We start from the raw sequence: 25969 nt of genomic DNA on the forward strand, positions 1-25969 counted from the left end.
TCACTCAAGATCCGGAAGCCTGCGGTCCCGAAGAAACGGCCTCTTCCATACGCCGAACAAGGTTCCGGCTTGCCGCTGCAGGATCCGCCGCCGCCGTCACGGCGGAAAGTACGGCCACACCCGCCGCGCCGCGGCGGCAGACGTCCGCCACATTATTTTCCGAAATCCCGCCGATCCCCAGGACCGGCAGGCTGCTGCCCCGGACAAATGATTCCAGCCGATCAAGCCCGACCACTGCGACACCCGCCTTGGTGGCACTTGGAAAGACCGCACCAAACCCGAGATAGTCCGCCCCGTCCGCCTCGGCCGCCTTCCCCTCCTCGGACGTATGGGCCGTCGCACCGATCAGGATTCCGGCACCCAACATACGACGTACCGCCGGCAGTGGAAGGTCCGCTGTCCCGAGGTGGACCCCGTCGGCTCCGGAAAGCAACGCAATATCGGGCCGGTCATTGATCACGAGCGTCGCACCATGTTTCCGGGTGATCGCACGCAGTTCCCGTGCTTCCCGGAGCTGTACCGCCGAGGTTTTTCCCTTGCCCCGGTACTGGATGAACCGGGCACCGCCCTTGAGGGCGGCCCGGACGACCCCGGCAGGATTCTTTTCTCCACCGACAATCACACAGAGCCCAAGGTCCCGTTCTTCCGGGGAAGTGCGCAACGCCATTAAAGCTCTACCTTCTCCAGAAAGGTGGTATAGATATTACCGGAAAGGAATTCCGGCGTACGCAACACCTTCCGATGAAAGGGAATGGTGGTCTTGATCCCTTCGATGACAAACTCCTCCAAGGCCCGCTCCATGACGGCAATCGCCTCCACCCGGTCCCGGCCGCGAACGATCAGTTTGGCCACCAGCGAATCATAATAGGGGGTCACCTGGTACCCGGAATAGGCCGCCGTATCCACCCGGACATTGGGACCGCCCGGCGGGATAAAGGTCCCGATTCGTCCGGGAGAGGGGGTAAAAGTTGCAGGATCCTCGGCATTGATCCGGCACTCAATGCTGTGCCCGATGGAATGAATTTCCTCCTGCACCATGGGGAGCGGTTCTCCGGCGGCAATCCGGATCTGCTCTTTGATCAGATCGATGCCGCTGACCATTTCCGTTACGGGATGCTCCACCTGAATACGGGTATTCATCTCCATAAAATAGAACCGGCCCTCGGAATCCAGAATGAATTCCACCGTCCCGGCGCTGGTATATCCCACGGCCCGGGCGGCATTCACCGCGGTCTCACCCAGTTTGGTCCGTGTCCCGGCATCAAGAGAAGCGGCCGGCGACTCCTCGATCAGTTTCTGATGCCTGCGCTGAATGGAACAGTCCCGTTCCCCAAGGTGTACGACATGACCATGCTCGTCGGCCAGGAGCTGAACCTCGATATGTTTGGGGGTCTCAATGTAACGCTCCATGTAAACCGCAGCATCGTTAAAGGCCGCAGCCGCTTCGGAACGAGCCATGGCATAGAGATGAGGTAGCGAGGCTTCCGAATAGACGACGCGCATCCCCTTCCCACCGCCTCCCGATGAGGCCTTGACAATCACCGGAAACCCGATCTCACGGGCCACCCTGCGGGCCTCCTCTTCGGAATCCACCACCCCGTTGCTTCCGGGAATCACGGGCACACCCGCCATCTCCATCGTTTTCCTTGCCGCCGCCTTGTTGCCCATCAACCGGATATTCTCCGGGGTCGGCCCGATGAACTTGATCCCCGAGGAGAGACAGATATCGGCAAACTCCTGGCTCTCGGCCAGAAAGCCGTAGCCGGGGTGAATCGCCTCGGCATCACTGATCTCACAAGCACTCAGAATACTGGGGACATTCAGATAGCTTTGGGCGCTCGGCGCCGGTCCGACACAGATCGTCTCGTCGGCATACTGTACATGAAGCGACCGGACATCCGCATCGGAGTGGATCGCCACGGTTTCAATACCGAGTTCCCGGCAGGCCCGGATAATCCGCAGGGCAATCTCTCCGCGGTTGGCAATCAGAATTTTCTTGAACACCTTTACACCACCGATTCCAGGACAAAGAGCGGTTCACCGAACTCGACCGGGTCCTTGTCTTCTTTCAGTATCTGCACGATCCTGCCCTTCCGCTCCGCCTCGATCTCATTCATCAATTTCATCGCCTCGATAATGCAGAGCGGCCGGCCCGGCTCCACCTCCGTTCCGACCTCGACGAAGGGCGGGGCCCCCTGAGACGGTGCACGATAGAAGGTCCCCACCATGGGAGAGGTCACCAGGACCTGTCCGGGAGCCATTTCCGGCATACCTGGCTCGGCGGAAGACTCCTGAGACATTCGGACCGGTTCCCCTGCAACGGCAGACTCGACTTTCTCAACGGCAAAGGCCGGCCCTTCGGGACGAACGGATGTGGACGCCCCCCTCCGGATACGGGTCCGGAATCCCTCCCGCTCCACTTCAATCTCCGAGATGTCCGTTCCCTGGATCATCTCGATCAGCTCCTTGATTTCCTTCAGGTTCATTGATCCCCCTTGACCCGTTCAATAAACTCACCTGTTCTCGTGTCGATTTTGACCCGCTCTCCCTCGTTCATGTAGAAGGGAACCTTGACCACAATCCCCGTCTCCAGGGTGGCCGGTTTGGATCCGCCCGAGGCCGTATCCCCCTTGAACCCCGGTTCGGTCTCGGCAACCTTCAGAATCACGAAGTTCGGCAATTCCATACCGATCGGCGTCCCATTGTGAAAGAGAACCTTTACCTTCACATTTTCCTGGAGATACCCTTCGGAATCACCCAGCATCTCCCGGGAGAGAAAGGTCTGCTCATAATTTTCGGAATCCATAAAACAATACTGTCCTTCCGAGACGTAGAGGTACTCCATCTCCCGTTCGTCCAGATCCGGTTTGTCCACCTTCTCTCCTGAACGGAAGGTCTTGTCGAGCACCGCTCCGGAACGGAGGCTTTTCAGCTTTGTCCGGACAAAAGCCCCCCCCTTACCCGGTTTTACGTGCTGAAACTCGACCATGATAAAAGGCTCCCCATTCATCTCAATCTTTAAACCGTTTCGAAAATCCGCTGTAGAATACACCCGGTTCCTCCTGCAAAAAATATCAATCCATTCCCGCCAAAAGAGCTCTCAAATGATCGAAGACTTGAAATTATCGAATTATATTTATTTTATAATGGAACGCAAGGAAATTCCAATACTTTCCCCCTCCCCCCAAGCGGATGAACTTGTAGACGGATTTTTCCGCGGACATCAGATCTCCCACCCTCGGGGAAGCCCTGTCAGAAGACGGCATCCATCACCCGTGGCCAGAACCATATCCTCGATGCGGACCCCCCCCAACCCGGGAAGATAAATCCCCGGCTCAATGGTAAAAACCATCCCCTCCTGAACAATCTGTTCATTCTTCGGGGTCACCCCCGGCAATTCATGCACCTCCAACCCGATGCCGTGGCCCGTGCCATGGCCGAAGAAGGGGCCGTATCCCGCCTTCGCAATCCGATTCCGGGCGGCTTGATCAATCTCTCGGAAAGAAATGCCGGGACGGATGATATCAATAGCCGACTGCTGTGCAGCCCGCACAACATCAAAAATCTCCCGTTTTTTTCCGGTGAGTCTCCGCCCCACATAGAAGGTACGGGTCATGTCCGAAAAATAGCCGTTACATTCCGCTCCGAAATCGACGATGACCAGATCTCCTGCGGCAATCTTCCTGAAAGAAGCAATCCCGTGCGGCATGGCGGAACGGACGCCGGAAGCAACAATGGTATCAAAGGCAACCTTTGCGGCACCCTGCTTCCGCATGGCATGTTCGAGGGCCAGCGCAATTTCATTTTCTCCGCTGCCGGGACGGATCATCTTTTTCACTCGCTTAAAGGCCTGCTCCGCACGACGGACGGCCGTCTGCAATGCGTCCAGTTCCTGCACCGTTTTGATCATCCGTAGGGCTTCCACACCCGGACGAATCGGGACCCAAGAACAGAACCGCAGGGATTTTTTCAGTGCATGAAAAGCATCCACCCGAAGATCCCCGCTCTCAAACCCGACGCGACGATAACGCCGGGTCCGGATCAGGCGGGCAATCCCTTCCACCATTTCTTCACCCCGCCGCAGGATCTGCACGGAAAAACCGTCCACTTCCTTCTCGGATTGCACGGCATAACGGGAATCGGTCAGAACAACGCCCCCCCGTCTCGTCACCAGGAGTACCGCTGTCGAACCGGTAAACCCGGAAAGATACCGAACATTTTCCATCCGGGTCACCAGAAAAGCATCGACCCGGTGCTGTTTCATCTGTGAATGGAGGATCGTACCGGTGGACTTCATGAGGAAGGTTCCGATCCGGCAGCGGCGAGAGATACGGCTGCCCGGAGGCCCAGCAGATAACTCTCCATCCCGAAACCGCTGATCTGCCCGGCGGCCACCGGAGCGATGAAGGAGTTTCGCCGAAACGATTCCCGTGCATGGATATTCGACAGATGCACCTCAACAGTGGGAATCCCCGTCGCTGCGATGGCGTCCCGGATAGCAACACTGGTGTGGGTAAAGGCCGCCGGGTTGATCACCAGGGCAGCGAAGACACCGCACGCTTCATGAATCCAGTCGAGAATCTTTCCCTCTTCATGGGTCTGACGGCATTCCACCTCGACCTGAAGGGTTTTTGCCGTTGCGGCGATTTCCTGATTGATCCGGCCCAGGGTCAGCCGACCGTAGATCTCAGGTTCCCGCGTCCCTAAAAGATTCAGATTGGGACCGTGGATGACAAGAATCTTCATAGCCGACTCTCCTTTCGAAACCGCAGGATGTGGTCCGGTTCCAATCGGCACCACAATCGAAATATGATATTTGCAGGATAAGAATTGTTGGAAAATTGTAATCTAAGAAGTGTTGATGGGGAGGGCCCGCCTTTCCCTCGGGTACGAACTCCTGCCCGCCCACCCGGCACTATTCGAATTCTCTGGAGATTCGGGGGACCATGACGCGCATCCGGAAGCGCCCCTTACCAAGGTTCCCGTTTCCATTCAACACCAGGACAAGAAAATATTCTTCATTGATCTTGCGCACAAGAGTCGTCTTGTTTTCATTGACCATCAGAAACTCGCCGAGAGTACCGGTTTCCATCGATTGCGCGGCACGGTTCAGCTCTTTCAGAATCGAGGAAACCTCGATCCCGATCAATTGCAGGTCTTCCTCGGGACGCACACAAAATTCATCAATCGGGATTCCATCCATCCCCATAAGGATCGATCCCACAGCCCCATCGACGGATTGCACCAGATCACTCAGGAATTCCTTAAACATCGCCTCTCCTTCTCGGCCTGGATCCGGGCCAGCCAGTTTTCCAGACGCCGGGTCGTCTCCGTCCCGGATTCTCCGGACAATTCCTCCCACTCCTCGATCCCGGCCGCCTCAGCCGGAAGTGTCGCTCCGGCGGTTCGTTCTTTCTCCCGCAATCCTTCCAGCTCCGTTCGAATCTCCATATCTTCGGGATGGTCCCGGACGAGCCGGTCATAGATCTCGATCGCCTGAGCGTAATGCCCCTGATCGGCATAGAGACCCGCCAGCGTCCTCGTATTCAGAACCTCTTCGTCCCCTTTTTCTCCACCGGCCTCTTCCGTCGAAGAAGAAACCGCAACCTCGGGGGTGTTCGACCGGTCGCCCGTCCCTTCGTCCCCGGTCGGACCGCCCATCTCCCGTCCGATCAATTCCCCCAGGAAGAGTTCATCTTCCTGGACGAAGGCCTCCTCCGGTTCAACCGGAGCCCCCTCCCGCCGAAGCGATTCCGTCTCGGCCGGCTCCCCGGCGGGAGGGGACGTCAGAGAGTCAACCTCCAACGGTTCACCTTCCGGCGGAAGGTAGTCCACCTCCTCCAGGAAGGCATCCTCCACTTCGGTCTCCATCGCATCCGGATCAATGACATCGACCACCACTTCAAATTCGTCGGCATCCGGAAGGGTCATGGAAGCTTCCCCCATGGATGAATCCGGTGCAGACGTCGTGTCGGCATCCGTCTCCCGGAATATTTCCCGATCGACCTTATCCTGGATCTCCTGGAAAAGATCCGAGCCTTCCTGTCCTTCATACTTTTCCATCTCGCCGACTCCCGGAAGAATCCATCTCCGAACAAGATCTTCTCCGACAGACGAAAGAAAAACCCTGTTCTTCCCGGAGGGAAAGAAACATCCGACAGGTTATTAGTCGCTTTCGTCGCATTTTTTGTATTTTTTCAACAAAAAAGCCGGATTACTGCTTGAATATTTCGACCTAAGTAATTAAATTTTAACAAAAAACGGCCAAAAGTCAAGGTTAAATTTTTCCTTGATTTTCATCACACAGGGTGCTAATTTGTCATAATATTGTTTCGTGAAAAACATCATTAAAGAGCCCATGGAGAGGAATCGATGGAAACCCGAAAAATATTAGTGGCCGACGACGACCATATCGAAAAGGAATCGCTGGCAACGATCCTGCAACGGGAGGGATACGAAACCATCACCGCCGGGGACGGAAAGGAGGCTCTCGAAAAAATTGAATCCACTCTTCCGGACCTCGTCCTCACCGACCTGAAAATGCCCTACCTGAACGGATTGGAACTCTTGACGGAGATCAAGTCAAAATATCCCGACATCGAGGTGATCATTATCACAGGCTATGCCACGGTCGAGTCGGCCATCAATGCCATGAAGGTCGGAGCAATCGATTATATCTCCAAACCCTTTAACGTGGAAGAAGTCAAAATCATCATCCGGAAGACCCTCGAGCAAAAGGGACTCCGTGAAGAAAATGCACAGCTCAAAAAACAGTTGAAAGAACATTACGAGTTCCGGAACATTATCGGCAGCAGCCACGAAATCCAGGAAATCATTCGGGTCCTGAAAAAGGTCGTGGGCGGAATGAGTTCCGTCATGATTACCGGAGAAGAGGGAACGGGGAAAGAGCTGCTGGCCAAGACCCTTCACTTCAACAGCCCCCGGAAAGACCGCCGTTTCGTGACCCTCAACTGCGGCGCTTTCGAGGCGGAACAATTAGACGAACAGATCTTCGGTTCTCCCCGCGTAAAAGGGGCGATGGAGCAGGCCAACCGGGGCACTCTCTTCATGGACGAGATTGAAAATCTTCCTCTCAGCATCCAGGTCAAACTGCTGAAATGCATCAAAGACAAGGAACTGAGAATCCCCTGGAAAAACAAGGTGGTTCCTCTGGACATCCGGTTCGTCACCGCCACCACGGAAGATCTCGGACGGGAAACGGAAACGGGGCGATTTCGGGAAGACCTCTATTATCGATTAACGGTCATCCCGATCCATATCCCTCCCTTGCGGGAACGACTGGAGGATATTCCCCTTCTGGTCAATCATTTCATTCATACCCTGAATGAAGAGCACGGGAAGAATATTCATTCATTCTCTTCCGAAGCCCTCGATTTTCTAATGAAATACAACTGGCAGGGGAATATTACGGAATTACATAATGTCATGGAGCGGGCCGTGATCCTGACGGAGGGGGATGAGATCACGATCGACGTCTTCCCGGTCAGGCTCAACGAGGTTCGGGAAGAAGAGATCCTTGCCATCCCGAAGATCCCCAATGCAGGGATTCATCTTAAGGAAGAGGTGGAGAAATTCGAAACCAAGTTGATCAATCACGCACTCAAGCGCACCAACGGGGTGATTACCCTGGCGGCTGAAATGCTGAAACTCAAGCGGACGACCCTTGTGGAAAAGACGAAGCGCCTGAAGGATGTGATCCGGGTTTGAAAGTCCGTCATGATTTGGAAAGGATAAAACGGTGATGAAAGAACAATTCCAGATATCCGATATTATCGGAGAAACACGGGGAATCAAACTGGCCCGACGGCTCGTCACCCAGGCGTCCAAAACGGAAACACCCGTGTTGCTCCAGGGAGAAAACGGGACGGGGAAGGGGCTGATCAGCAAGATCATTCACCACAACAGCAGCCGATCCAACAAACCTCTGGTGACACTGAACTGTGCCGGATGTAACGAGGAAACCCTACAGCAGGAACTTTTTTGTGAAGATGAGGAATTCAGGAATGTTTTTCAACGGGCAGAAGGAGGCACCCTCTACCTGCAGGAAATCGATGCGATTCCCCTTTCCCTGCAGATTCAACTGTTGAACAGGATCAAAAAAGACCCCTTCCGCAACAGCAGCAGTATCACCCGAATGATTCACCAGGCACGCCTGATCACCTCCACTGAGAAAGATCTGGAAAAACTGATCCGGAAGAAAAAATTCCGGGAAGATCTCTATTATCAATTGAACGTCATCCAGATCTATCTTCCTCCGTTACGAAAACGGATCAAGGACTTTCCGATCCTGGCTGAGTATTTTCTCAACCAGGCCTGTGCCGGTCTCGGCAAAGCCCCTCCCAAAATCTCCGACGACCTTTATCCAACCCTCCGCTCCTATGAATGGATCGGCAACATTCAGGAGTTTGCCAATGCCATCGAGTTTGCAGCCAACATCGTCCCGGAAGGAGGAGAAATCACACCGGAGGACCTCCCGGAACATATTATTAATGCCAAGGGATATGATATCGCCAACGAAATTCTCTTCCCCCAAAAAGGGATCGACCTGAAGAATGCCGTTAAAAAATTTGAACGGAACCTGATCCTCCAGGCCCTCGACCAAGCTGACGGGATCATCAGCAACGCCGCCGAGATTCTTCATGTCAAACGAACCACCCTGGTGGAAAAGATCAAAAGAGAAAAGATCAACTCCGAACGATTCAAGAAACGGCGCCGTCTTCGAAAGACCCTGAAAAAAAGGAAAATCTTCTGATGGGGATCAAGAAGATGGTGTCGTAAAAAGTCACGAAGCCCTTCGGCTGGCTCAGGACCGGCCCTTCGACATACTCAGGAGAGCCGTGCTCAGGGCGAACGATGTAAGTTGTTGATATTCCGTTCGTGTGTTTCGGAAAGTTTAATGGACCGTTCGTGGTGAGCCTGTCGAACCATGAACGGAATTCGGAAAACGACTTTTTACGACTTCATCAAAGAAGGCCCCCGAAATAGTCAGGAACCTTCTTTCGCTTCCCTACATCTCAACTTCCTTCCAGTCCACACTGGGTAGCTAAACAGCAGTCCGGTGCTTCAAACCGCTCTATGATTTCGTTCCAGAATACGGGCGATTGCATCCTCCTCACTCGATGCGGAGACGATTCCCATCTCACGGATCTTTGCAGAGCAACCCGGACGCTGCTGCCCGTCAAGCACCCATTGCGGAACAACCTTGCCCCGATCGGTCAGTTTCTTTTCCAGAAGCCGGAGGACCTCCGGCGAATGGCGAAAACCTCAACCGGAGAAATTCTGTTGCATGCTCCGGGCAAGGATGAAATAAACACCGCCGTAGAGAAGACCGACAGCAAGAATGATATAGAGCAATAACATGATTCAGACCTCCATGGTTTCTCCGAATGTCAGGGAGCGGACCGTGATTCCCACGGACTCGGCCTCCCTCCGAAACAGGTCGGAATTCTCCGTCAGGACCGGAAAGGTCCCGTAATGCATGGGAATCACCAGCCCCGCTTTCAGAAAGCGGGCGGCATGGAGGGCATCCTCCTCTCCCATCGTATAATTTCCGCCGATCGGCAGCAGAGCCACATCGATCCGGTTCAGCTCTCCCAGGAGTTTCATCTCCATCGAAAGCCCGGTATCCCCGGCATGATAAATCGTCTTTCCCTCCATTTCGATCAGGAACCCGCAGGGATTCCCGGTGTAGATCATCCCTTTGGAATCCGGAAAGCCCGACCCGTGAAGAGCGGACGTCAGTTTCACCAACCCGAAGGGGAAATTGAAACTCCCGCCGATATGCATCGTATGGACCTGCTCCGCACCCTGCCGTTCACAGAAGAGCCCCAATTCAAAGGGGGCGATGATCGTCGCCCGGTTCCGGGCGGCAATCTCCACGGCATCCCCCAAGTGATCGGGGTGCCCGTGGGTGACCAGGACAAAATCGACCTTAACCGCCTCCGGAGCGATCGGCGCATTCGGATTGTCCCGCAGAAAGGGATCGACAATCAGTCGGGAGCCGCCCCCTTCAATGAGGAAACAGGAATGGGAAAGATAGGTCAATTGAATCATCGTCCACCTTTCGGATTACGCCGTTGCCGTCAGAGTCAGAATCTGGTGAAGGGCATCCCGAGATCTCAGTTTTCCCTCCGATCGATTTTCAATCAATCCCGAAAGTTTCTGAACCATGGAAACCGTGGGTGACCAGGTGAACTCGTTCTGGAAACGCCGTTCCTTGAACCGCTTCGCCGCATCAATGACGTTTTCCTTCTCCTCACCCGGCAGAGGACGGACGGACGCCAGTTCAGCCGTCAATTGTTTTCGCTTCTCCCGAAATTTCGGATCGAGAGATCCCTGCGGTGTCAACTGACAACGTCGGAATTCGATGGCACGCACCTTCTCCGGCCTGGCTTTCCGAAAATGCAGATGGACAATCGCAATCCGGATGATCCGTCCTCCCAACTCCGGGAAGGCCTTCGAATCTTCTTCAGACAGAAACCGTTCATAAGTGTCGGCATCTACCTCGGAAAAAAGTCCTTCTTCATTCAACCGGAAAACCCATTTTCTGTTTTTCATTCATTCCTCCCGCCGCATAATCGCCATTATACCTTTTTCAGCAATAAGATCAAGTCAGCTTTTGGGTTGCCATTAATTCGGGAAATGCCTATGCTGTCAACAACGGTTTCACGGGGTCAAGAACGCTCCTGGACCGGAAAACTTGTAACGACCGGGGAATCATTTAATGAAGAGAGGAGTTTAGATGTTGCTTCCCGTCGGAGACACCCCCAACCCCAGGGGAACCCCCTACGTCAATTATCTCCTCATCGGTATCAATATCGCCGTCTACCTTCTGGTGACCCTTCCCCTTTCAGCGGCCCGCCCGAACCCGACCGACCCGGTCCTGCTGGAATACGTCCGTGCCATTCCCCAATACTGGAATCTCCCGGTGTCGGAACTGCTCCGCCACATCTCCTCCTATGATCTTTTCATCTTCACCCATGGTTTCAAACCGGCAGATCCCTCGGTGATGGATCTCTTCGGTTCCATGTTTCTCCATGCCGGATTTTTCCACTTGGCCGGAAACATGCTCTTTCTCTGGATCTACGGCGATAACGTGGAACATCGCCTCGGGTCCCTCAATTATCTCTTTGTTTACCTCGCCACCGGGATGGCCGCTACCCTCTTCTTCATGCTGTTTCAACTCAGATCGACAACCCCCATGATCGGGGCCTCCGGCGCCATCTCGGGGGTGCTGGGTCTCTACTTCCTCTGGTTCCCGAGAAATAAGGTCCGCGTCTTCGCCCTCCTCTTTCCCTTTTTCATGGATATCATCCTCCTCCCCGCCCGGTGGGTACTGGGCTTTTTTCTCATCATTGACAACCTCCTCCCCTTTCTTTTTGCCTCCGGCGGGGGCAGCGGGGTCGCACACGGCGCCCACATCGGCGGTTTCCTGGCCGGTCTCGGAATCGCCTATACACTGGACCGATTCCCGGACATTCTGCGCCGTTCGAAACGGCGGTCCGGGCGTGCCCCGGCAGCGGAGCGCCCGGACCCCGGTGGTGAAGAAGAACTCTCACCGGAAGAACGGATCCATACAGCCCTCCTGCAGAATGACCGGAAAGGTGCGGCTTCCCTTTACCTGTCAATTCGGAACCGTGTCCAGCACAAAGAGATCGATCCTGCCGATCGTCTGGAGATCGGCCGTTACCTCTTGCGTGAAGGGAACTATCCGGCAGCCCTCTCCGTGTTCCGACAGTATATCTCGGACTTCCAGAACGGCCCGGACCTGGATCAGGCCTGCCTCGGCGCCGGGATTGCTCTCTACCAAGCAGAGGGACAAATGACGGCATCTTACCAGTATTTCCTGATGGTTCTCGACGTCACGACCTCCCCGGCCATCGAAGCTGAGGCACGGCGTTACTTGCAGACCATCGAGACCATGCAGAAGACACGAATCAAAAAGGAATAAGGCTCCTGCGGAAAAATTGCAGGAGCCTTATTTTTACTGGTTGCCGAAATTCCGGATCGCCCCGCAATCCGGACAGGTCCAAGTGATCTGGTTGCAGCTCATCCCCCAGAGGTTCTCCCGCATACAGTCAGGACACATGGCAAAACCGCACGCGCAGTTCCAGCAGAAGGCAAAAGTCCGCCGGCAGGCGACACATGTATATTCCTGCTTGCCCCTTCTCCGTCGTTGTCTTTTTCGTTTTACATCCGTCATGACGGCTTTGTTCCCTCGATTCCTTCCTTAACGATAGCAAAACCTCACTTCATGTCAAGCAATTCGCCAAACCCCTGAAGCGGTCGGAACAATAGCGGACTTTCAAAAAGCATGCTATAGTTGAGTCGTTGATCCGTGATCAGCTGAGGGGGGGAGATTTGTGGAAGGTCAAAAATCATGATTATCGACGGAAGAGGAATGGACGATTCCATTCCCTATGGGAAGCTCGAGTCCCTTCTGACGAAGGAGGGGTGCATATTGGAGGATGAGATTGGGGTCCGCGTAGACCGGAAGAAGTCCGCGGAACGAATCAGAATCCTGGCCACACTGATCGGTTATGAAACCGTTCTGGAGGAAGAGGAAAAAGGTTGGCTCCTGAAAGTCGACACTCGCAAACGGCGGTGTCCGTAAAGAGCGGATTCGGAATTTACTCAACGAGGGGAGGGTGGAATGGAAAAACGGCAAGGCACACGAAGAAAGTCCTGTTTCAGAATGCAATATCTTCCACTTGATGCGGAAGGCAACTTCCGGCCAAAGGATGCCACGATAGTCGATCTCAGCATCGGCGGTGTCCGTTGCGAATCAGCGGAAAAGCTCCACGTCGGCACTCGGCTCGAACTGCACTTCCCCGATGCCCCAGCGGAAAACCGGAAGTCTCTAAAGGACGTCGGCATCGTCGTCTGGTGCATCCAGCCAACCCCACAAGACCCGCTCTACCGGATGGGAATCAAATACCTTTAAAAACCCTGAATCGCGCAAATGGCTAAAAGGAGTGTACTTCCAGGTTTCCACAACTCCGATCCCTCGCAAAAATACAGGGAAGAACCTCTCCCTGCACGGTGATCGCAATCTTGCCTTTCCAGCAGGTTCGAAGCACCGCAGTCGTCTGAAACAGATGCCAAGGAGTTACAGGCGCCATTTTCCGCATCCACTTCTCCATTCCGTCCAGGCTGTTTTGGTTTCTGCACATGAGAACCCCCGCAATACGGAATGAAACTCCTGTGCGATTCAACTTTTCAAGAGATGATTCCGTGACCCGAAAACTCCCCGGAACCCTGGTGATGGAATCGTAGATCTCCGCCCAGTCGGAATCAACCAACACGGCAAGGTGAACACGGTTTTCCTGAAAGCACCGAATCTGATCTTTCCCGGCTAATGCCGCATTGGTGAAGACCTCGAGAAATTCATACCCGATCTCTCTTGCCTCCTGAATGAACCCGAAACGTAAGTGGAGATAAACACAATATATATGATTCCGGCAAGGAATGTATTCCGAATAGAATATATCCCCCCCATCGTACAATAGTCCTTGGAATTCATCCCGATATGTGATAAAAAAGCAATAGACAAGGTTCATTTTACGGAGTTTCCGATGCCGTTGCGCCCGCTGGAAAAACAGTTCGAGCTGAAAAAAGTTGAGGAGATCCGAAAACTGGCGGAAGAGTTCCATCAGCTCCGTGAACGGATGAAAGGAGAATCAGCCGGATACATGATTTCCGGGATTCACCGCTGTCTGGAAACGGGCATCCTCTTGGGGGCATTGAGTATCTCCCTCTCCCTCCTCGACATGTTTGTTCACGACATGGTCATCCTCTATGAGAAAGAGAAGGACCGGGACGGAAACCACAGCAAGGACGCATTGCCCCCCCTCAAGACCGGTCATCCAAGACTCCCCTTTGAAGAGGAGATCGCCGGATTTATGGAGAACCGATGGATCGACCCGCAGGACGGCCGGACCCTTCTGAAGATGTACAGGAAAATCGGGATCCCCCTTCATCACGTGCTGTCACGACGCATCGGCCCATTTTCCAAGATGATGATTATGGGGGAAGATCGTCTTCTCGATCGTTTTCTGACGCGCAGCTTCGGAGATATCCACCACATCGAGGAGATGATCGAAGACAATGCGACGGAATGTATGAAAGTGATCGTCTCTTTCCTGAGAAAATATCATATCCAGGAACCGGTCATGAGCCTGCAGGAGTCCGGAAACCTGCACGACGATCTCCGGGAACTCGATTCTTAGTGGTCCTGTTCGTAAATACTGTGACGCACCGAGAGGGTTGCAGGGCGGTCTCATCAAGGCGCGCGATTGAGGCGTACCCCTTGTGGTACGGCGCAGGGAGCGCAACGCAGAGGAGGCCGCTCTGCGGCACTCAAATGCCACCGTATTTACGAACAGGACCACTTAGGCTGCCCCATCCGTACCTATCCGGTGCGCCATCACATACCTATAATTCCAGACGTTTCACCGCCTTGCCCCCCAGGAAGAAAAGAATCCCTGCATAGAGGAGTAATATGAGAAGAGAGATCCGGGGGACTCCGTTTCCGGCGACAATGCTTCGAAGGGAAAGCGCCGCATGGGTCAGGGGATAGATCATGACGAGGCTGGAAAAGGGTTCGGGCAAGCGGTCGGGAGGGAAAAAGGTCCCCGAAAGAAAGGCCATGGGAAGGATCACGAAATTGGTAAAGTTGGTCATATCCTCGTGGGAGCGGGCCAGCATGGCCGCCAGGACCCCGAGGGACGCGAAGACAAAACAGGTCAAAAACAGGATCAGGAAAAAGGTGGGCGTGTAGACAATCTTTACATGAAGATAGAGACTGATGCCGATGAGCAACCCTGCGGAAAAAAGCCCCTTGAAACATCCCGCCAGCGCACGACCGAAGGCAATCGACCAAGGACCTACCGGAGAGACAAGGATCTCCTCGATGGTCCGGTAGTAAAGTTTGCTGATATTGAGCGTGATGGCCACACCGGAGAAGCTGTTGTTCATCGCGGAAAGTGCAATGATTCCCGGAAGGACAAAGATGAGGTAATCGAGGCCCTGGACATGCATTCCCCGCCCCAGTCCCCACCCGAAGGTCACCAGATAGAGCGCCGGCATGACCAGACTTCCGGCGAAAAATTTTATGAATTTTTTCCGGATGGAGAGCATCTCCCGCCAGAAGATCGTATAGAATCCGGGCACGCGGATCATCCCATCCTCCTGCCCGCAGAGAACTCCAAAAATGATCCCGACGGATTGCTCCTCCAGAAAAATACAGCGCAACATTTGATGGTGTCGTAAAAAGTCACGAAGCCCTTCGACAAGCCCAGGACGAACGGTGTAAGTGATTGATATTCCGTTCGTGGTGAGCTTGTCGAACCATGAACGAAATCCGGAAAACGACTTTTTACGACTTCATCACATTTAGTCAAGAATCTTTTCCCCCGTAAGGTTTAAAAAAACATCTTCCAGATTGGTATGGCGGATCGTGACATCGATCCGCAACCGACCGGCATAGGCGACGGCCTCCTCCCGGGTCCGGCAGAAATGGATTTCGCAGCCGTTTTTATTGTTGCATTCCACGACATAGGCCCCGACCTTCTCCTTCAGCCGGCCCGGAGAATCGAGGGCGATCATCTTTCCTTTCCGCAGGATCCCGACCCGTTCACAGAGGGCTTCGGCCTCTTCAATGTAGTGCGTGGTGAGAAGGACGGTGATCCCCCGGCTCTTCAGCTCCTCGATGAGCCCCCAGATCTTCCGCCGGATCTGCGGATCGAGTCCAACCGTCGGCTCATCCAGAAAGAGAACACGGGGATCATGCATCAAGGCCCGTGCAATCAGGAGGCGCCGCTTCATCCCGCCGGAGAAGTGATCGACCTGTACTTTCGCTTTTGCCTCCAGATCGGAAAAATTCAACAACTCGGAGATCCGCCGCCGCCGTTCACGGCGTGGCATTTGATGAAGTCTCCCGTGGTATTCAAGATTCTCTTCCGCCGTCAATTCAATCTCCAGGTTCAACCCCTGCGGGGCCACTCCGATCAACCGCTTCACCCCGATCGGCTCTTGTGCGACGTCAAGGCCATCGATCACGGCCCGGCCTTCGGTAATCTTCGCAAGGGTCGTCAACATTCGAATCGTTGTCGTTTTCCCGGCTCCGTTCGGCCCGAGAAGACCGAAGATTTCCCCTTTCGGAACGGAGAGGTTCAGCCGGTCTACGGCAGTCAGACGTCCAAAACATTTCGTGAGATTCTCAGTCCGGATCATTGAACAATTCAGGGTTGGTGAATGGCAGAAAAGTCATGAGATGATAACAACCGGCGGAAAAGGTGTCAAGAAAAACGACTGCAATTGCCCCGAACAGGGGGATATGCTATATTGAGGACACAAGAGAGGGAAGAATGAAGGCGGTATCGGTAAACTTCCGGCCACGAAGAACACGAATAGACACCAATCATGTAATATTCCGGTTCGTGCATTATTTGTAAGATTCGCGGCAAAAGAGTTCCAAAGAAAGGAAACAGATGAAATACAATGAAACCTTGCAGAAAGTAATAGAATTTCACGGCCATATCTGTCCCGGTCTTGCGTACGGGTATCGAACCGCCGCTGCAGCCCTTGCACACTTGGGGAAGCGGGCCGTGGACGAAGAGATCGTCGCCGTGGTGGAGAACAATTCCTGTGCTGTAGATGCTATACAGGTGATGACGGGCTGTACCTTTGGCAAAGGGAACCTGATCTTTAACGACTACGGCAAACAGGTCTATACCTTCTTCAGCCGGGCCACCGGGGAAGGGTTCCGGGTTTCCGTTCATTTCGAGCGGCAGGAGTCTCCGGAAGAGAAAAAGGTATGGGAACAATCCCGCCGTGAAGAAAAAAACCCCGAAACGGACGAAACAGTCCGGGACATAAAAACCCGAAAAGTAGAGGCCATTCTGTCGGCCGATGAAGCGGACGTCCTGACGGTACAGGCCGTCACGCTCCCACTCCCGCCCCGGGCACAAATCTATCCGACTCTTCGATGCGACAAGTGCGGAGAGAAAACCATGGAACCCCGGATCATGGAAAAAGGGGGAATGCATCTCTGCATCCCCTGCGCTGAGGCGGAAAAGAAGAAATAGAGCCTTCCCCTGCGGGATGAGTTGAAAAAATCGGAAAGTGCGTTATAGTTCCATACAGGGCAACATAACCTTGAACCCCGACCGAGATTGCAAGGAGGTGTCCCATGTTGGAACGCATCAAGCAAAGTCTGGATGAGGCCTATCAAGGGATCCGGAAAAGAACGTCCAAGATTACCTTGCGGGCGGAAGAGAAGGCCAAGCTCACCCGAATCAGCATGCAGGTGAAATCTCTGCAAAAAGAGTTGGACGGGATCTTAAGACGGCTCGGAAACCGCATCTACAATTTCCGGGAGGAACGGCGGGAAGGCGATCTCCTCCAGGACGCCATCATCCAGGAGATTCTCAAGGAGGCTGACCGGGTCCACGGTGACATGCTGCAATGCCGGATGGAAATGGACAAAATTCGTGAGGATTTTGAATCCAGAATCCAGGCCGTCACGCCCATCAAAACGAAGGAAGGGGAAGCAAAAGAGGCGGAAAAGACCGTCGAGGCCGGACGGAAATAACTCCTCTCCCGGACGACAGGGGAAAGAGCTGCATCCGTAGCGGAAGGGCTCTCAGAATCCTGCCCGCAAATGCTGTGGTGGCACACCGATGGATGCAGAGGACAGGACTGGATACTCCGGTAAATTCTGAAAGGCGGACCTCATGCATCGTTACAGGGACGGGGGAGTGTTGTTTTTGCGTCTCGGTTTGGGGATCGCCTTTCTCTTTCACGGCATCCCGAAAATCACCGGAGGGCCGGAGAAGTGGGCCGAACTGGGCAGCGCCATGGGATCAATGGGGATCACTCTCTATCCCGTTCTCTGGGGCTTCTTAGCTGCCCTTTCCGAAACCGTGGGGGGAATGCTTCTCATTCTGGGTCTCTACTTCCGGACGGCCTGCCTCTTCCTGGCCATGACCATGGCCGTGGCCCTGCAGATGCATATCCGAAAAGGGGATCCCTTTGCCGTCTACTCCCATGCACTGGAAGATGGAATTGTTTTTCTGGCCCTGTTGTTGATCGGACCGGGGAAATATGTTCTGAAGAAATGACTCCAGGCCCCGCCATGCAGGGTGAACTCATTGCATAAGATAGAAGATCCCGTTAAAGGCTTCTCCCTTGACCAGCTGAAAAACCTTTCGTAACGTCCCTTTGGCCACATAGTCCAGCCAGGAGGGACCGGCCTTTCTTTCATAAATTAACCGCGGCTTCCCCCGGATACCGGACATCCCGGCCAGAAGATCGACCGCATCCTGGAAGGACCCGAGCTTGTCAACAAGCCCAAGGCCCAGGGCCTGCCGGCCGGAGAAGATACTGCCGTCGGCAATTTTTTTCACCTTTGCAACATCCATCTTGCGACCGCTGGCTACATCCTCGACAAACTGCATATAAATATCATTGATCACACCCTGGATTAACCGATGCTCCCGTTCGGTCATCGGGCGTGTCATATTACCGATATCCTTGAATTCCCCGCTTTTAATCACATAACTGTCGATCCCGATCTTGTCGAGGAGTTCCCGGATGTTCGTCATCTCCATGATCACACCGATACTGCCGGTCAGACTGCCCGGGTTCGCAACAATCCGATCCGCAGCGGATGCCACATAGTAGGCCCCCGAAGCCGCCACATTCCCGAAGGAGGCAACAACCTTCTTTTTGCCTTCCTTGTGGATCTTCCGAATCTCGTCATAGATCTCCTGGGACGGCGCCACAGCGCCGCCGGGGCTGTCAATCCGGAGGAGGATCCCCTTCACGTTCCGGTCATCCACGTAACGATTCAGCGTTTTCAGGATATGTTCGGAGTTCAGGATCACCCCTTTGATTTCCACAACACCGATCTTGTCCCCCCCCAGGGAGACGGAGCTTTCCCGATCACGGCCGAAGAATGAAGTCAGCAGATATACCGACAGAAAGGCAAAGAGAGCGAGACCGGTGAGAAATACGATAAACCTTGCAGGAGAGGAAGTTCGCAAATCAGGCATCGTTGCACCTCCTTTCAAAGAGACGCAATCGCTTCAGAATATTCCCAACAGAGGATGGGGGAGATGCTCAGGGAGCCGGGGGTGGATCCCTGAGCCACGGTTCTTGATTCCATATTATGCAGATCCGTCAGGGTCCGTTCCTTCCGGCTCCGGATCGGATGTTTCATCGGCCGCAGGGGTCTCCTCGACAACGGGAGCGCCCGGCTGACCGGCAATCAGATCACCCATTTTCGTCCGCATCGATTCCTGCTCACTCAAATATTGATTCAGGTCCGCTTCTTCCAGACCTTCAAGATACTTCTTAATGGAGAGACCGATCTTTCGCTCTTCCTGATCGATCTTGGAGATTACGGCCTTGACCTCACTATTGATGGCCAGCACATCTTCGATCTTCACGGAGGGATCCAGGGAAACCTCCGTCACATGAATCAAACCTTCAATCCCGTTTTCCAGAGCAACAAAGACGCCGAAATCCGTGATTTTGACCACCCGGCCGGTCACCACCGATCCCACTGGAAACTTTTCATGGATCCCGATCCAGGGATCTTCGTTCAACTGTTTCAGCCCCAGGGAGAGACGCTCTTTCCGTTTGTCGACATGAAGAACCACGGCTTCCACTTCGTCCCCTTTTTTGAGGATTTCCGACGGATGTTTTATCCGGCGTGTCCACGACATATCCGAGATATGAACCAGACCGTCGATCCCCTCTTCCAGACCGATGAAGGCGCCGAAGTCGGTCAGGTTCCTGACCACGCCCTTGATCCGGCTCCCGACGGGGTAGGTCTGCTCGACCAGATCCCAGGGGTTCGATTCCACCTGTTTCATTCCGAGGGAGATCCGCTTGTTGGAGACATCAAGGTTCAGGACGACCGCTTCAATGATATCGCCCACCGATACAATCTTGGCCGGATTCCGGACCTTCTGGGTCCAGGACATCTCCGACACATGAACCAAGCCTTCCACCCCTTCTTCCAGTTCCACGAAGGCACCGTAATCGGTGAGACTCACGACCTTCCCTTGCACGCGGCTGCTGACGGGATATTTTTCTTCCGCCTTGTTCCAGGGGTTTTCCGTCTTCTGCTTATAGCCCAGTGAAACCCGTTCCCGTTCCCGGTCGAATTTCAGGACCACGACCTCCACCTCATCCCCGAAGGAAAAAAGCTCCGAGGGATGATGGACACGTCCCCAGGACATATCGGTGATATGGAGCAGGCCGTCGATGCCGCCGAGATCGATAAAGGCACCGTACTCGGTAATATTCTTGACGATCCCCTTGAGGATCTTTCCTTCCTCCAGGTTCTGCAGGGTTTCCGCTTTCAGGAGTTTCCGCTCCTCTTCAAGAAGAATCCGCCGGGAAAGGACGATATTCCCCCGCTTCTGATTCATCTTGATGATCATCATCTCCAGCTTCTTCCCGATATACTTGTCGAGATTCCGTACCGGATGGATATCCACCTGGGAACCGGGAAGAAAGGCGCGGATTCCGATATCCACGGAGAGACCGCCCTTGATCCGGGAAACCACCACCCCTTCCACACTTCGTTCTTCCGCATAGGCCTTGGAAATCTCCTCCCAAACCCGGATACGGTCGGCCTTCTCCTTCGACAGGACCACCTGGCCTTCGCTGTCTTCCACCTGTTCCAGGAGCACTTCCACCTCGTCTCCGGCCTGGATATTCAAATCTCCTTGGGTCCTGAATTCCTCCACAGGAATGACGCCCTCGGATTTAAAGCCGACATCAACGACGACAAAATCCTTCGTCACCTTAAGGACCTTCCCCTTGATCACGGATCCTTCCTTGGCATTCTGGAAGGTCTCATCATAGAGCTGAGACATGGCTTCATGACTCAGCATCTCATCGTCCTGTACCTCCTCCGGCACATTCTGATTTTCCATGACCTCCTTCGTTTCCACCTGTTCTTCGTTCTGTTCATTCATAATCAATCCAGACCTCCTGAGTTTTTTTCGGATCCCGGCAGGCCTCCCGCTCGGGATTCACCGTCCGCGCAGTGCCGTCCGGTGCTGAACTTTGCAAGAATAGAATGATTGCGGCTGATTTGTCAATCTTTAATTTGGCCTTCTCCATCCGATAGATCATGGAGTTTGTCAACAACTTCCCGGATGATCCATTCCGGCGTCGAGGCGCCTGCCGTAATTCCGACCTTCTCCACCCCTGCGAGCCAGGCCGGATCCACCTCCTTCACCGTCTCCAGATGAAGCGTTCGTGTTCCCGTCTCCCGGCAGAGTTCGGCCAGACGTGTCGTATTTCCGCTGTTCCGCCCTCCCACAACCAGCATCAGGTCGACCTTTCGGGCAATGGACTGGGCCTCTTCCTGCCGGACCCGGGTGGCATCACAAATGGTATTGAAAACCTTGACCTCTCCGGCAATCTCCAGGCATCGGCCGACCACGCGCTGGAACCGCTCGAGGGGAATCGTCGTCTGGGCAATCACACCGATTCGGCGGACCTTCCCCAGTCCCCGAAGGTCCTCTGCATCCACCGTCACAGAGGCCCGCTCCCCGGCATAGGCCATGATTCCCTGGACTTCGGGGTGATTCCGGTCGCCCACGATGACCACCCGGTAGCCTTCCTTGCGCAGCAGGCTTGCATAATCCTGAGCATTCTTGACGAAGGGACAAGTGGCATCGACCAGACGGACCCCGGCCCCTTCCGCCTCTTCATACACGGAGGGAGGGACACCATGGGAACGAATGATCAGGGTCTCCCCCTGAAATTCCTTCACTCCTTCCACGGGATGGACCCCCATCTCCTCCAGACGGGCCACTACCTGGGGATTGTGAATCAGCGGACCGATCGTCCCCACCTCCCCATCGTTTTCCCGGGCCGTATCATAGGTCATTTTGATGGCGCGTTTGACCCCGAAACAGAATCCGGCCTGCGCCGCAAGAAGGATCTCCATTATCCGCCCTCCGCCCCCTTTTTCCGGACGACCATCAATATCTGGTTGACCACTTCGTTAAGGGTCATGGAGGTGGTGTCGATCTCCAGTGCATCCTTCGCCTTTCGTAAAGGAGCCAGTTCACGGTCTCGGTCGTGGGCATCCCTGCGGGCGAGATCCTGCTGAATCACATTACAATCGACCTGCTCGCCCCGCAGCTTGAGTTCTTCGGTCCGGCGACGGGCCCGCTCTTGCAGGGAGGCGGTGAGAAAGATCTTGACCTCGGCATCCGGAAAGACCACCGTCCCCATGTCCCGCCCCTCCAGGACGGTTTTTCCTTCCGACCCCAGAGCCCGCTGAAGGGTGGAGAGCCATGTACGCACGGAACCGATCGCGGAGATATCGGAGGCAACCATCCCCATCTCCGCCGTCCGGATCCGGTCGGTCAGGTCACGACCGTTTACGATAAGAGCCGTCCGGCCGTCCCGCTCTTCAAAAGAAAGCCGCGCCGTCTCCAGAAGGGCCGTCAGTTCCGGTCCTTCCCGGAAGGGAACCTTCTGTTCCCGGGCCAGCCAGCCGATCCCCCGGTACATCGCTCCCGTATCAATATAGCGATATCCGAGCCGTTCCGACACGGTCCGGGCCACCGTACTCTTTCCCGAACCGGACGGACCGTCAATCGTCACAATCGGTCCTTTTTTCATCCCTGCTCCCGACTGACGGATTGCAGCATCTTCCAGAACCCGGGGAAAGACGTCTGAATGCAGGAGACATCTTCGATCGTTGTTCCCCGGTCACACCGCAGTCCCGCCACGGCCATGGCCATGGCCACCCTGTGATCACCGAAACTGCTGCAAAGCCCCCCCCGTAATGTGTCCCGCCCCCGGACGGCAAGGCCATCATCATATTCTTCCACCTCCGCTCCGATGGTGCGAAGGTTCTCGACCATCGCATGAATCCGGTCGGTCTCTTTCACCCGCAGTTCGGCGGCGCCGGTAATCTTCGTCTCCCCCCGGGCAAAGGCCGCAGCAACACAGAGGATGGGGAACTCATCAATCGTGGAGGGAATCTCTTCCGGCCGGACGGTCGTCCCTTCAAGGTCCGCATCTTCCACGTACAGATCGGCGATCGGTTCTTCTCCCCCCGCCTTCTCTTCGACCCGGATCCGCGCGCCCATCCGCTTAAGGATCTTCAACAAACCCACGCGGGTCGGATTGATCCCCACATCACGCAGGACAATCTGCGACCCTCCGATCAGGGAGGCGGCTACCAGGAAAAAAGCCGCCGAAGAAAAATCGGAAGGAACATCAACCGTACAAGCGGAAAGCATCCCCCCCCCTGCACCGACACCGTCGTCCCCTCCCGTTCCACGGCATAACCGAACTGTCGCAGCATCCGCTCCGTGTGATCCCTCGACAAGGTCGGTTCGGTAACCGACGTCCGGCCCGAGGCACTGAGCCCGGCAAAGAGAAGGGACGATTTCACCTGGGCGCTGGAAACGGGCGAGACATACTCCATGCCCTGTAGCCCTCCACCGCGAACGGCCAGCGGAGCCAGGCGGGCCTCCTCCCTTCCAAGGATGGAGGCGCCCATCATCCGGAGTGGACGGGTGACCCGCCCCATGGGACGCCGACAGAGATATTCATCCCCCGTCAGGACGGCAAAAAAATCCCGTCCCGCGAGCAAGCCGACTAAAAGACGCATCCCCGTTCCGGAGTTGCCCATATCGAGAACCCCTTCCGGTTCCTGCAACCCGGAAAGACCCTTACCCCGAAGGATGATCCGTTCCCCTTCGTCCCGGATGGCGACACCCATTTTCCGGAAGGCCCGCAGGGTATTCAGGGAATCCTCTCCCCGAAGCAACCCCCGGATTTCCGTCTCCCCTTCCGCGATCGACCCTAAGATGACGGCCCGGTGAGAGATCGATTTATCTCCCGGCACCCGGAGTTCTCCCTTTAATGAACCCGATTTTTTTACGACCTGTCGTTTCATATCAGAGTTTCTTTCGAAGGTTCTTTGCTTCCTGAAAGGTCCGGCTCAACGTTTCAAAATGGTCCCCCCGGATCTGCAACTTGATCTTTTCCAGCACCGCCTCGTACTGTTCGATCATTTCCACGATTTTCTTCCGGTTCATCCGGCAGATGTCCCGCCACATCTCCGGATGACTCGCCGCAATGCGGGTCATATCCCGAAAACCGCCTGCCGCATAATCGGTAATATCGGGATAGTCCTCCGTCATTTCCATCAATGTCCCGGCCAGGGCATAGGCAACCATATGAGGCAGATGGCTCACCGCGGCAAGAATCGTATCGTGTGCGTCGGCCTCCATCTCAACCACAAGGGAGCCGACCGATTCCCACATTGCATGGACCCGGGCCAACGCCTCGGAATCCGTCCGCCGGGTCGGCGTCAGGATGGTCCGGCGATGCAGAAAGAGGTCCTCCCGTGCAGCGGAAGCCCCCGACGCTTCACTCCCGGCAATGGGGTGTCCCCCCACGAAACACACACCCGCCGGAAGGCCGGACTCCAGTTCCTTCACCAGCTCTTCTTTCACACTCCCCACATCGGTCAGGAGGGTCCCCTCCTCTAACAGGGGGGCGATTTCCTTCCCGATCGTCACGATACCCTGGACCGGTGTGGCCAGCACAACAAGATCCGCGCCGGGCAGGGCTTTTCCAGGATCATGAAAGTATACATCGACAGCGCCCCGTTCCCGGGCCTGCTCCAGGTTCTCCCGGCCTCGTCCGACACCGACGACCTTACCGAAGATCCCTTTCGCTTTCCCGGCCAGGCCGAGGGACCCTCCGATCAGGCCGACGCCGATGATCACCACTTTTTCAAACCAACACTTTTGCATCATCAAGGCTCCATGCCGGCACGCTTTTCAAATTTCTATGGCTACGGGGTCCTGTTCATCCGGCGGAAAGGACCTTCGTCAAGGCGGTCACCAGTCGTTGATTCTCTTCCGGAAGGCCGATGGTGATCCGCAGGTATCCTCCCCCCATGGGACGAACAATCACCCCTTCCCGCAGCAACGCCTCATGCAAACCCCTTCCATCCCGTCCGGTGTCAATCCAGATGAAATTGGCCTCCGTCGGTGTAAAAGCAAGGCCGAGGCCCTTGAGTGCCCGGTAGAGAAAGTTCCTTCCTTCACGGTTGACGGCAAGGCTTTTGCCCACATGCGAATCATCTCCCAGCGCGGCGAGGGCCGCCGCCTGCGCCAGCGACCCCGTATTGAAAGGCTCCCGCACCCGGTTTAAGGCATCGATGATTTCCGGATGGGCAAATCCGTAACCGATCCGGAGCCCGGCCAGACCGTAGATCTTGGAAAAGGTCCGAAGGACCATGACATTCCGTCCCGCCTTCAAAAACTCCAGACCGTCGGGGTAATCGGGCGACTCCACGTATTCGAAGTAGGCCTCATCCATGACAACCAGTGTCTCCGCAGGGATCGCGGCAAAAAAACGGTCGAGGGCCTCCCGGGTGACGATCGTCCCCGTCGGGTTGTTGGGATTGGCGATAAAAACGCAGAGGGTCCGCTCATCCACCCGCTCCGCAAGGGCATCGAGATCATAGGTCTCCGCCTTCATCGGAGCGGCACGGTACTCCCCTCCCACCGCCTGCGTCACCAAGGGATAGACGACAAAGGACTTTTCCGAGGAGACGGTATTCATCCCCGGTTGGTAGAAGGTCCTGACGATCAGTTCCAGCAGCTCATTCGACCCGTTACCGAGAATGATCTCCTGCGGCGTCACGTCAAACCGTTCGGCCAGGGTCCCTTTCAGATAATAGCCGTTTCCGTCGGGATAACGATGAAGATCATGCAGATGCCTCGACACGGCGTCGAGGGCTTTCGGTGAAGGGCCGAGAGGGTTTTCATTGGAGGCAAGCTTGACGGTCTTTTTCAGTCCGAGTTCCCGTTCTACCTCGTCGATCGGTTTCCCCGGCACGTAGGGAGTCAGCTTGCGGATATGCTCCGGCACGCGGGTCATC

29 protein-coding genes and 1 pseudogene are annotated in these 25969 nt (G+C 55.1%); 9 read left to right on the top strand and 21 right to left on the bottom strand.

Annotated features, from left to right (window positions below):
- Positions 1–4: 4 nt before the first annotated feature.
- The 8 genes from thiE to GXP58_01315 all read right to left on the bottom strand — a co-directional run bounded on the left by thiE (position 5) and on the right by GXP58_01315 (position 6063).
- Positions 5–667 (bottom strand): thiamine phosphate synthase, encoded by a 663-nt coding sequence (thiE, locus tag GXP58_01280; protein ID NOY52236.1) that lies wholly within the window; start codon positions 665–667, stop codon positions 5–7.
- On the bottom strand, positions 667–2004 hold the full coding sequence (accC, locus tag GXP58_01285; protein ID NOY52237.1) for an acetyl-CoA carboxylase biotin carboxylase subunit: 1338 nt from the start codon (positions 2002–2004) through the stop codon (positions 667–669). Before accC ends, thiE begins: the two co-directional genes overlap by 1 nt.
- A gap of 2 nt (positions 2005–2006) precedes the next feature.
- On the bottom strand, positions 2007–2486 hold the full coding sequence (gene accB / locus GXP58_01290) for an acetyl-CoA carboxylase biotin carboxyl carrier protein (GenBank protein NOY52238.1): 480 nt from the start codon (positions 2484–2486) through the stop codon (positions 2007–2009).
- Positions 2483–3052 (bottom strand): elongation factor P, encoded by a 570-nt coding sequence (efp, locus tag GXP58_01295; GenBank protein ID NOY52239.1) that lies wholly within the window; start codon positions 3050–3052, stop codon positions 2483–2485. Before efp ends, accB begins: the two co-directional genes overlap by 4 nt.
- A 171-nt stretch (positions 3053–3223) precedes the next feature.
- Positions 3224–4297, bottom strand: coding sequence for an aminopeptidase P family protein (locus GXP58_01300; GenBank protein ID NOY52240.1), 1074 nt, complete (start codon positions 4295–4297; stop codon positions 3224–3226).
- Positions 4294–4746, bottom strand: a complete 453-nt coding sequence (aroQ, locus tag GXP58_01305) for a type II 3-dehydroquinate dehydratase (protein ID NOY52241.1) — start codon at positions 4744–4746, stop codon at positions 4294–4296. The genes GXP58_01300 and aroQ overlap by 4 nt, the downstream gene beginning before the upstream one ends.
- 169 nt (positions 4747–4915) lie before the next feature.
- Entirely contained in the window at positions 4916–5272 is a 357-nt protein-coding gene (locus GXP58_01310) for a roadblock/LC7 domain-containing protein (protein ID NOY52242.1), read from the bottom strand.
- Positions 5254–6063: a tetratricopeptide repeat protein gene (locus tag GXP58_01315; protein NOY52243.1), complete on the bottom strand. Its 810-nt coding sequence runs from the start codon at positions 6061–6063 to the stop codon at positions 5254–5256. Before GXP58_01315 ends, GXP58_01310 begins: the two co-directional genes overlap by 19 nt.
- 309 nt (positions 6064–6372) lie before the next feature.
- Between GXP58_01315 and GXP58_01320 the strand changes: the two genes are divergently transcribed.
- On the top strand, positions 6373–7728 hold the full coding sequence (locus GXP58_01320; protein ID NOY52244.1) for a sigma-54-dependent Fis family transcriptional regulator: 1356 nt from the start codon (positions 6373–6375) through the stop codon (positions 7726–7728).
- Between the two features lie 34 nt (positions 7729–7762).
- Positions 7763–8773, top strand: coding sequence for a sigma-54-dependent Fis family transcriptional regulator (locus GXP58_01325; GenBank protein NOY52245.1), 1011 nt, complete (start codon positions 7763–7765; stop codon positions 8771–8773).
- A 611-nt stretch (positions 8774–9384) separates the two neighbouring features.
- Here GXP58_01325 and GXP58_01330 read toward each other — a convergent pair.
- Positions 9385–10071 (bottom strand): metal-dependent hydrolase, encoded by a 687-nt coding sequence (locus tag GXP58_01330; GenBank protein ID NOY52246.1) that lies wholly within the window; start codon positions 10069–10071, stop codon positions 9385–9387.
- A gap of 18 nt (positions 10072–10089) precedes the next feature.
- A complete protein-coding gene (locus GXP58_01335) occupies positions 10090–10578 on the bottom strand; it encodes a hypothetical protein (GenBank protein NOY52247.1) in 489 nt (162 codons plus the stop codon).
- A 184-nt stretch (positions 10579–10762) separates the two neighbouring features.
- On the opposite strand from GXP58_01335, the gene GXP58_01340 reads away from it, so the two are divergent.
- Entirely contained in the window at positions 10763–11971 is a 1209-nt protein-coding gene (locus tag GXP58_01340) for a rhomboid family intramembrane serine protease (protein NOY52248.1), read from the top strand.
- 33 nt (positions 11972–12004) lie between these two features.
- Here the strand turns inward: GXP58_01340 and GXP58_01345 are convergent, their stop codons facing one another.
- Positions 12005–12223, bottom strand: a complete 219-nt coding sequence (locus GXP58_01345; GenBank protein ID NOY52249.1) for a hypothetical protein — start codon at positions 12221–12223, stop codon at positions 12005–12007.
- 198 nt (positions 12224–12421) lie between these two features.
- Between GXP58_01345 and GXP58_01350 the strand changes: the two genes are divergently transcribed.
- Together GXP58_01350 and GXP58_01355 are read left to right on the top strand one after the other, a co-directional pair.
- Positions 12422–12634, top strand: coding sequence for a hypothetical protein (locus tag GXP58_01350; protein ID NOY52250.1), 213 nt, complete (start codon positions 12422–12424; stop codon positions 12632–12634).
- Between the two features lie 39 nt (positions 12635–12673).
- Positions 12674–12964, top strand: coding sequence for a PilZ domain-containing protein (locus tag GXP58_01355; GenBank protein NOY52251.1), 291 nt, complete (start codon positions 12674–12676; stop codon positions 12962–12964).
- A 22-nt stretch (positions 12965–12986) separates the two neighbouring features.
- On the opposite strand, the gene GXP58_01360 is transcribed toward GXP58_01355, so the two are convergent.
- On the bottom strand, positions 12987–13193 hold the full coding sequence (locus GXP58_01360) for a hypothetical protein (GenBank protein ID NOY52252.1): 207 nt from the start codon (positions 13191–13193) through the stop codon (positions 12987–12989).
- A 402-nt stretch (positions 13194–13595) separates the two neighbouring features.
- Here GXP58_01360 and GXP58_01365 point away from each other — a divergent pair, with 402 nt between their 5' ends.
- Complete coding sequence (locus GXP58_01365; protein NOY52253.1) at positions 13596–14249, top strand: hypothetical protein; 654 nt, start codon at positions 13596–13598, stop codon at positions 14247–14249.
- 205 nt (positions 14250–14454) lie between these two features.
- Here the strand turns inward: GXP58_01365 and GXP58_01370 are convergent, their stop codons facing one another.
- Positions 14455–15201, bottom strand: coding sequence for an ABC transporter permease (locus GXP58_01370; protein NOY52254.1), 747 nt, complete (start codon positions 15199–15201; stop codon positions 14455–14457).
- A gap of 213 nt (positions 15202–15414) precedes the next feature.
- Positions 15415–16254, bottom strand: coding sequence for an ATP-binding cassette domain-containing protein (locus GXP58_01375; protein ID NOY52255.1), 840 nt, complete (start codon positions 16252–16254; stop codon positions 15415–15417).
- A gap of 257 nt (positions 16255–16511) precedes the next feature.
- Here GXP58_01375 and GXP58_01380 point away from each other — a divergent pair, with 257 nt between their 5' ends.
- The 3 genes from GXP58_01380 to GXP58_01390 all read left to right on the top strand — a co-directional run bounded on the left by GXP58_01380 (position 16512) and on the right by GXP58_01390 (position 18143).
- Complete coding sequence (locus GXP58_01380) at positions 16512–17108, top strand: formylmethanofuran dehydrogenase (protein NOY52256.1); 597 nt, start codon at positions 16512–16514, stop codon at positions 17106–17108.
- Positions 17109–17212: 104 nt separating this feature from the next.
- The gene (locus GXP58_01385; GenBank protein NOY52257.1) at positions 17213–17614 is read left to right on the top strand and encodes a hypothetical protein; all 402 of its coding nucleotides are present in this window, start codon (positions 17213–17215) and stop codon (positions 17612–17614) included.
- Between the two features lie 142 nt (positions 17615–17756).
- Positions 17757–18143, top strand: coding sequence for a DoxX family protein (locus GXP58_01390; protein NOY52258.1), 387 nt, complete (start codon positions 17757–17759; stop codon positions 18141–18143).
- 27 nt (positions 18144–18170) lie between these two features.
- Here the strand turns inward: GXP58_01390 and sppA are convergent, their stop codons facing one another.
- The 7 genes and pseudogenes from sppA to GXP58_01425 all read right to left on the bottom strand — a co-directional run bounded on the left by sppA (position 18171) and on the right by GXP58_01425 (position 25968).
- Positions 18171–19076 (bottom strand): signal peptide peptidase SppA, encoded by a 906-nt coding sequence (gene sppA, locus GXP58_01395; protein NOY52259.1) that lies wholly within the window; start codon positions 19074–19076, stop codon positions 18171–18173.
- A 114-nt stretch (positions 19077–19190) separates the two neighbouring features.
- Complete coding sequence (locus GXP58_01400; protein ID NOY52260.1) at positions 19191–21014, bottom strand: 30S ribosomal protein S1; 1824 nt, start codon at positions 21012–21014, stop codon at positions 19191–19193.
- A gap of 122 nt (positions 21015–21136) precedes the next feature.
- Positions 21137–21997, bottom strand: coding sequence for a 4-hydroxy-3-methylbut-2-enyl diphosphate reductase (ispH, locus tag GXP58_01405; protein ID NOY52261.1), 861 nt, complete (start codon positions 21995–21997; stop codon positions 21137–21139).
- Positions 21997–22680 (bottom strand): (d)CMP kinase, encoded by a 684-nt coding sequence (locus GXP58_01410; protein ID NOY52262.1) that lies wholly within the window; start codon positions 22678–22680, stop codon positions 21997–21999. The genes ispH and GXP58_01410 overlap by 1 nt, the downstream gene beginning before the upstream one ends.
- A pseudogene (gene aroA, locus GXP58_01415) lies at positions 22677–23968 on the bottom strand (3-phosphoshikimate 1-carboxyvinyltransferase). The gene GXP58_01410 and the pseudogene aroA overlap by 4 nt, the downstream one beginning before the upstream one ends.
- A 1-nt stretch (position 23969) precedes the next feature.
- Positions 23970–24836 carry a prephenate dehydrogenase/arogenate dehydrogenase family protein gene (locus GXP58_01420; GenBank protein NOY52263.1) on the bottom strand — a complete coding sequence of 289 codons (867 nt, stop codon included), beginning with the start codon at positions 24834–24836 and terminating at the stop codon, positions 23970–23972.
- A 52-nt stretch (positions 24837–24888) separates the two neighbouring features.
- Positions 24889–25968, bottom strand: a complete 1080-nt coding sequence (locus GXP58_01425; protein NOY52264.1) for a histidinol-phosphate transaminase — start codon at positions 25966–25968, stop codon at positions 24889–24891.
- Position 25969 lies beyond the last annotated feature (1 nt).

It is taken from the genome of Deltaproteobacteria bacterium, from assembly GCA_013151235.1.
Taxonomy (GTDB): Bacteria; CG2-30-53-67; CG2-30-53-67; order CG2-30-53-67; family CG2-30-53-67; genus JAADIO01.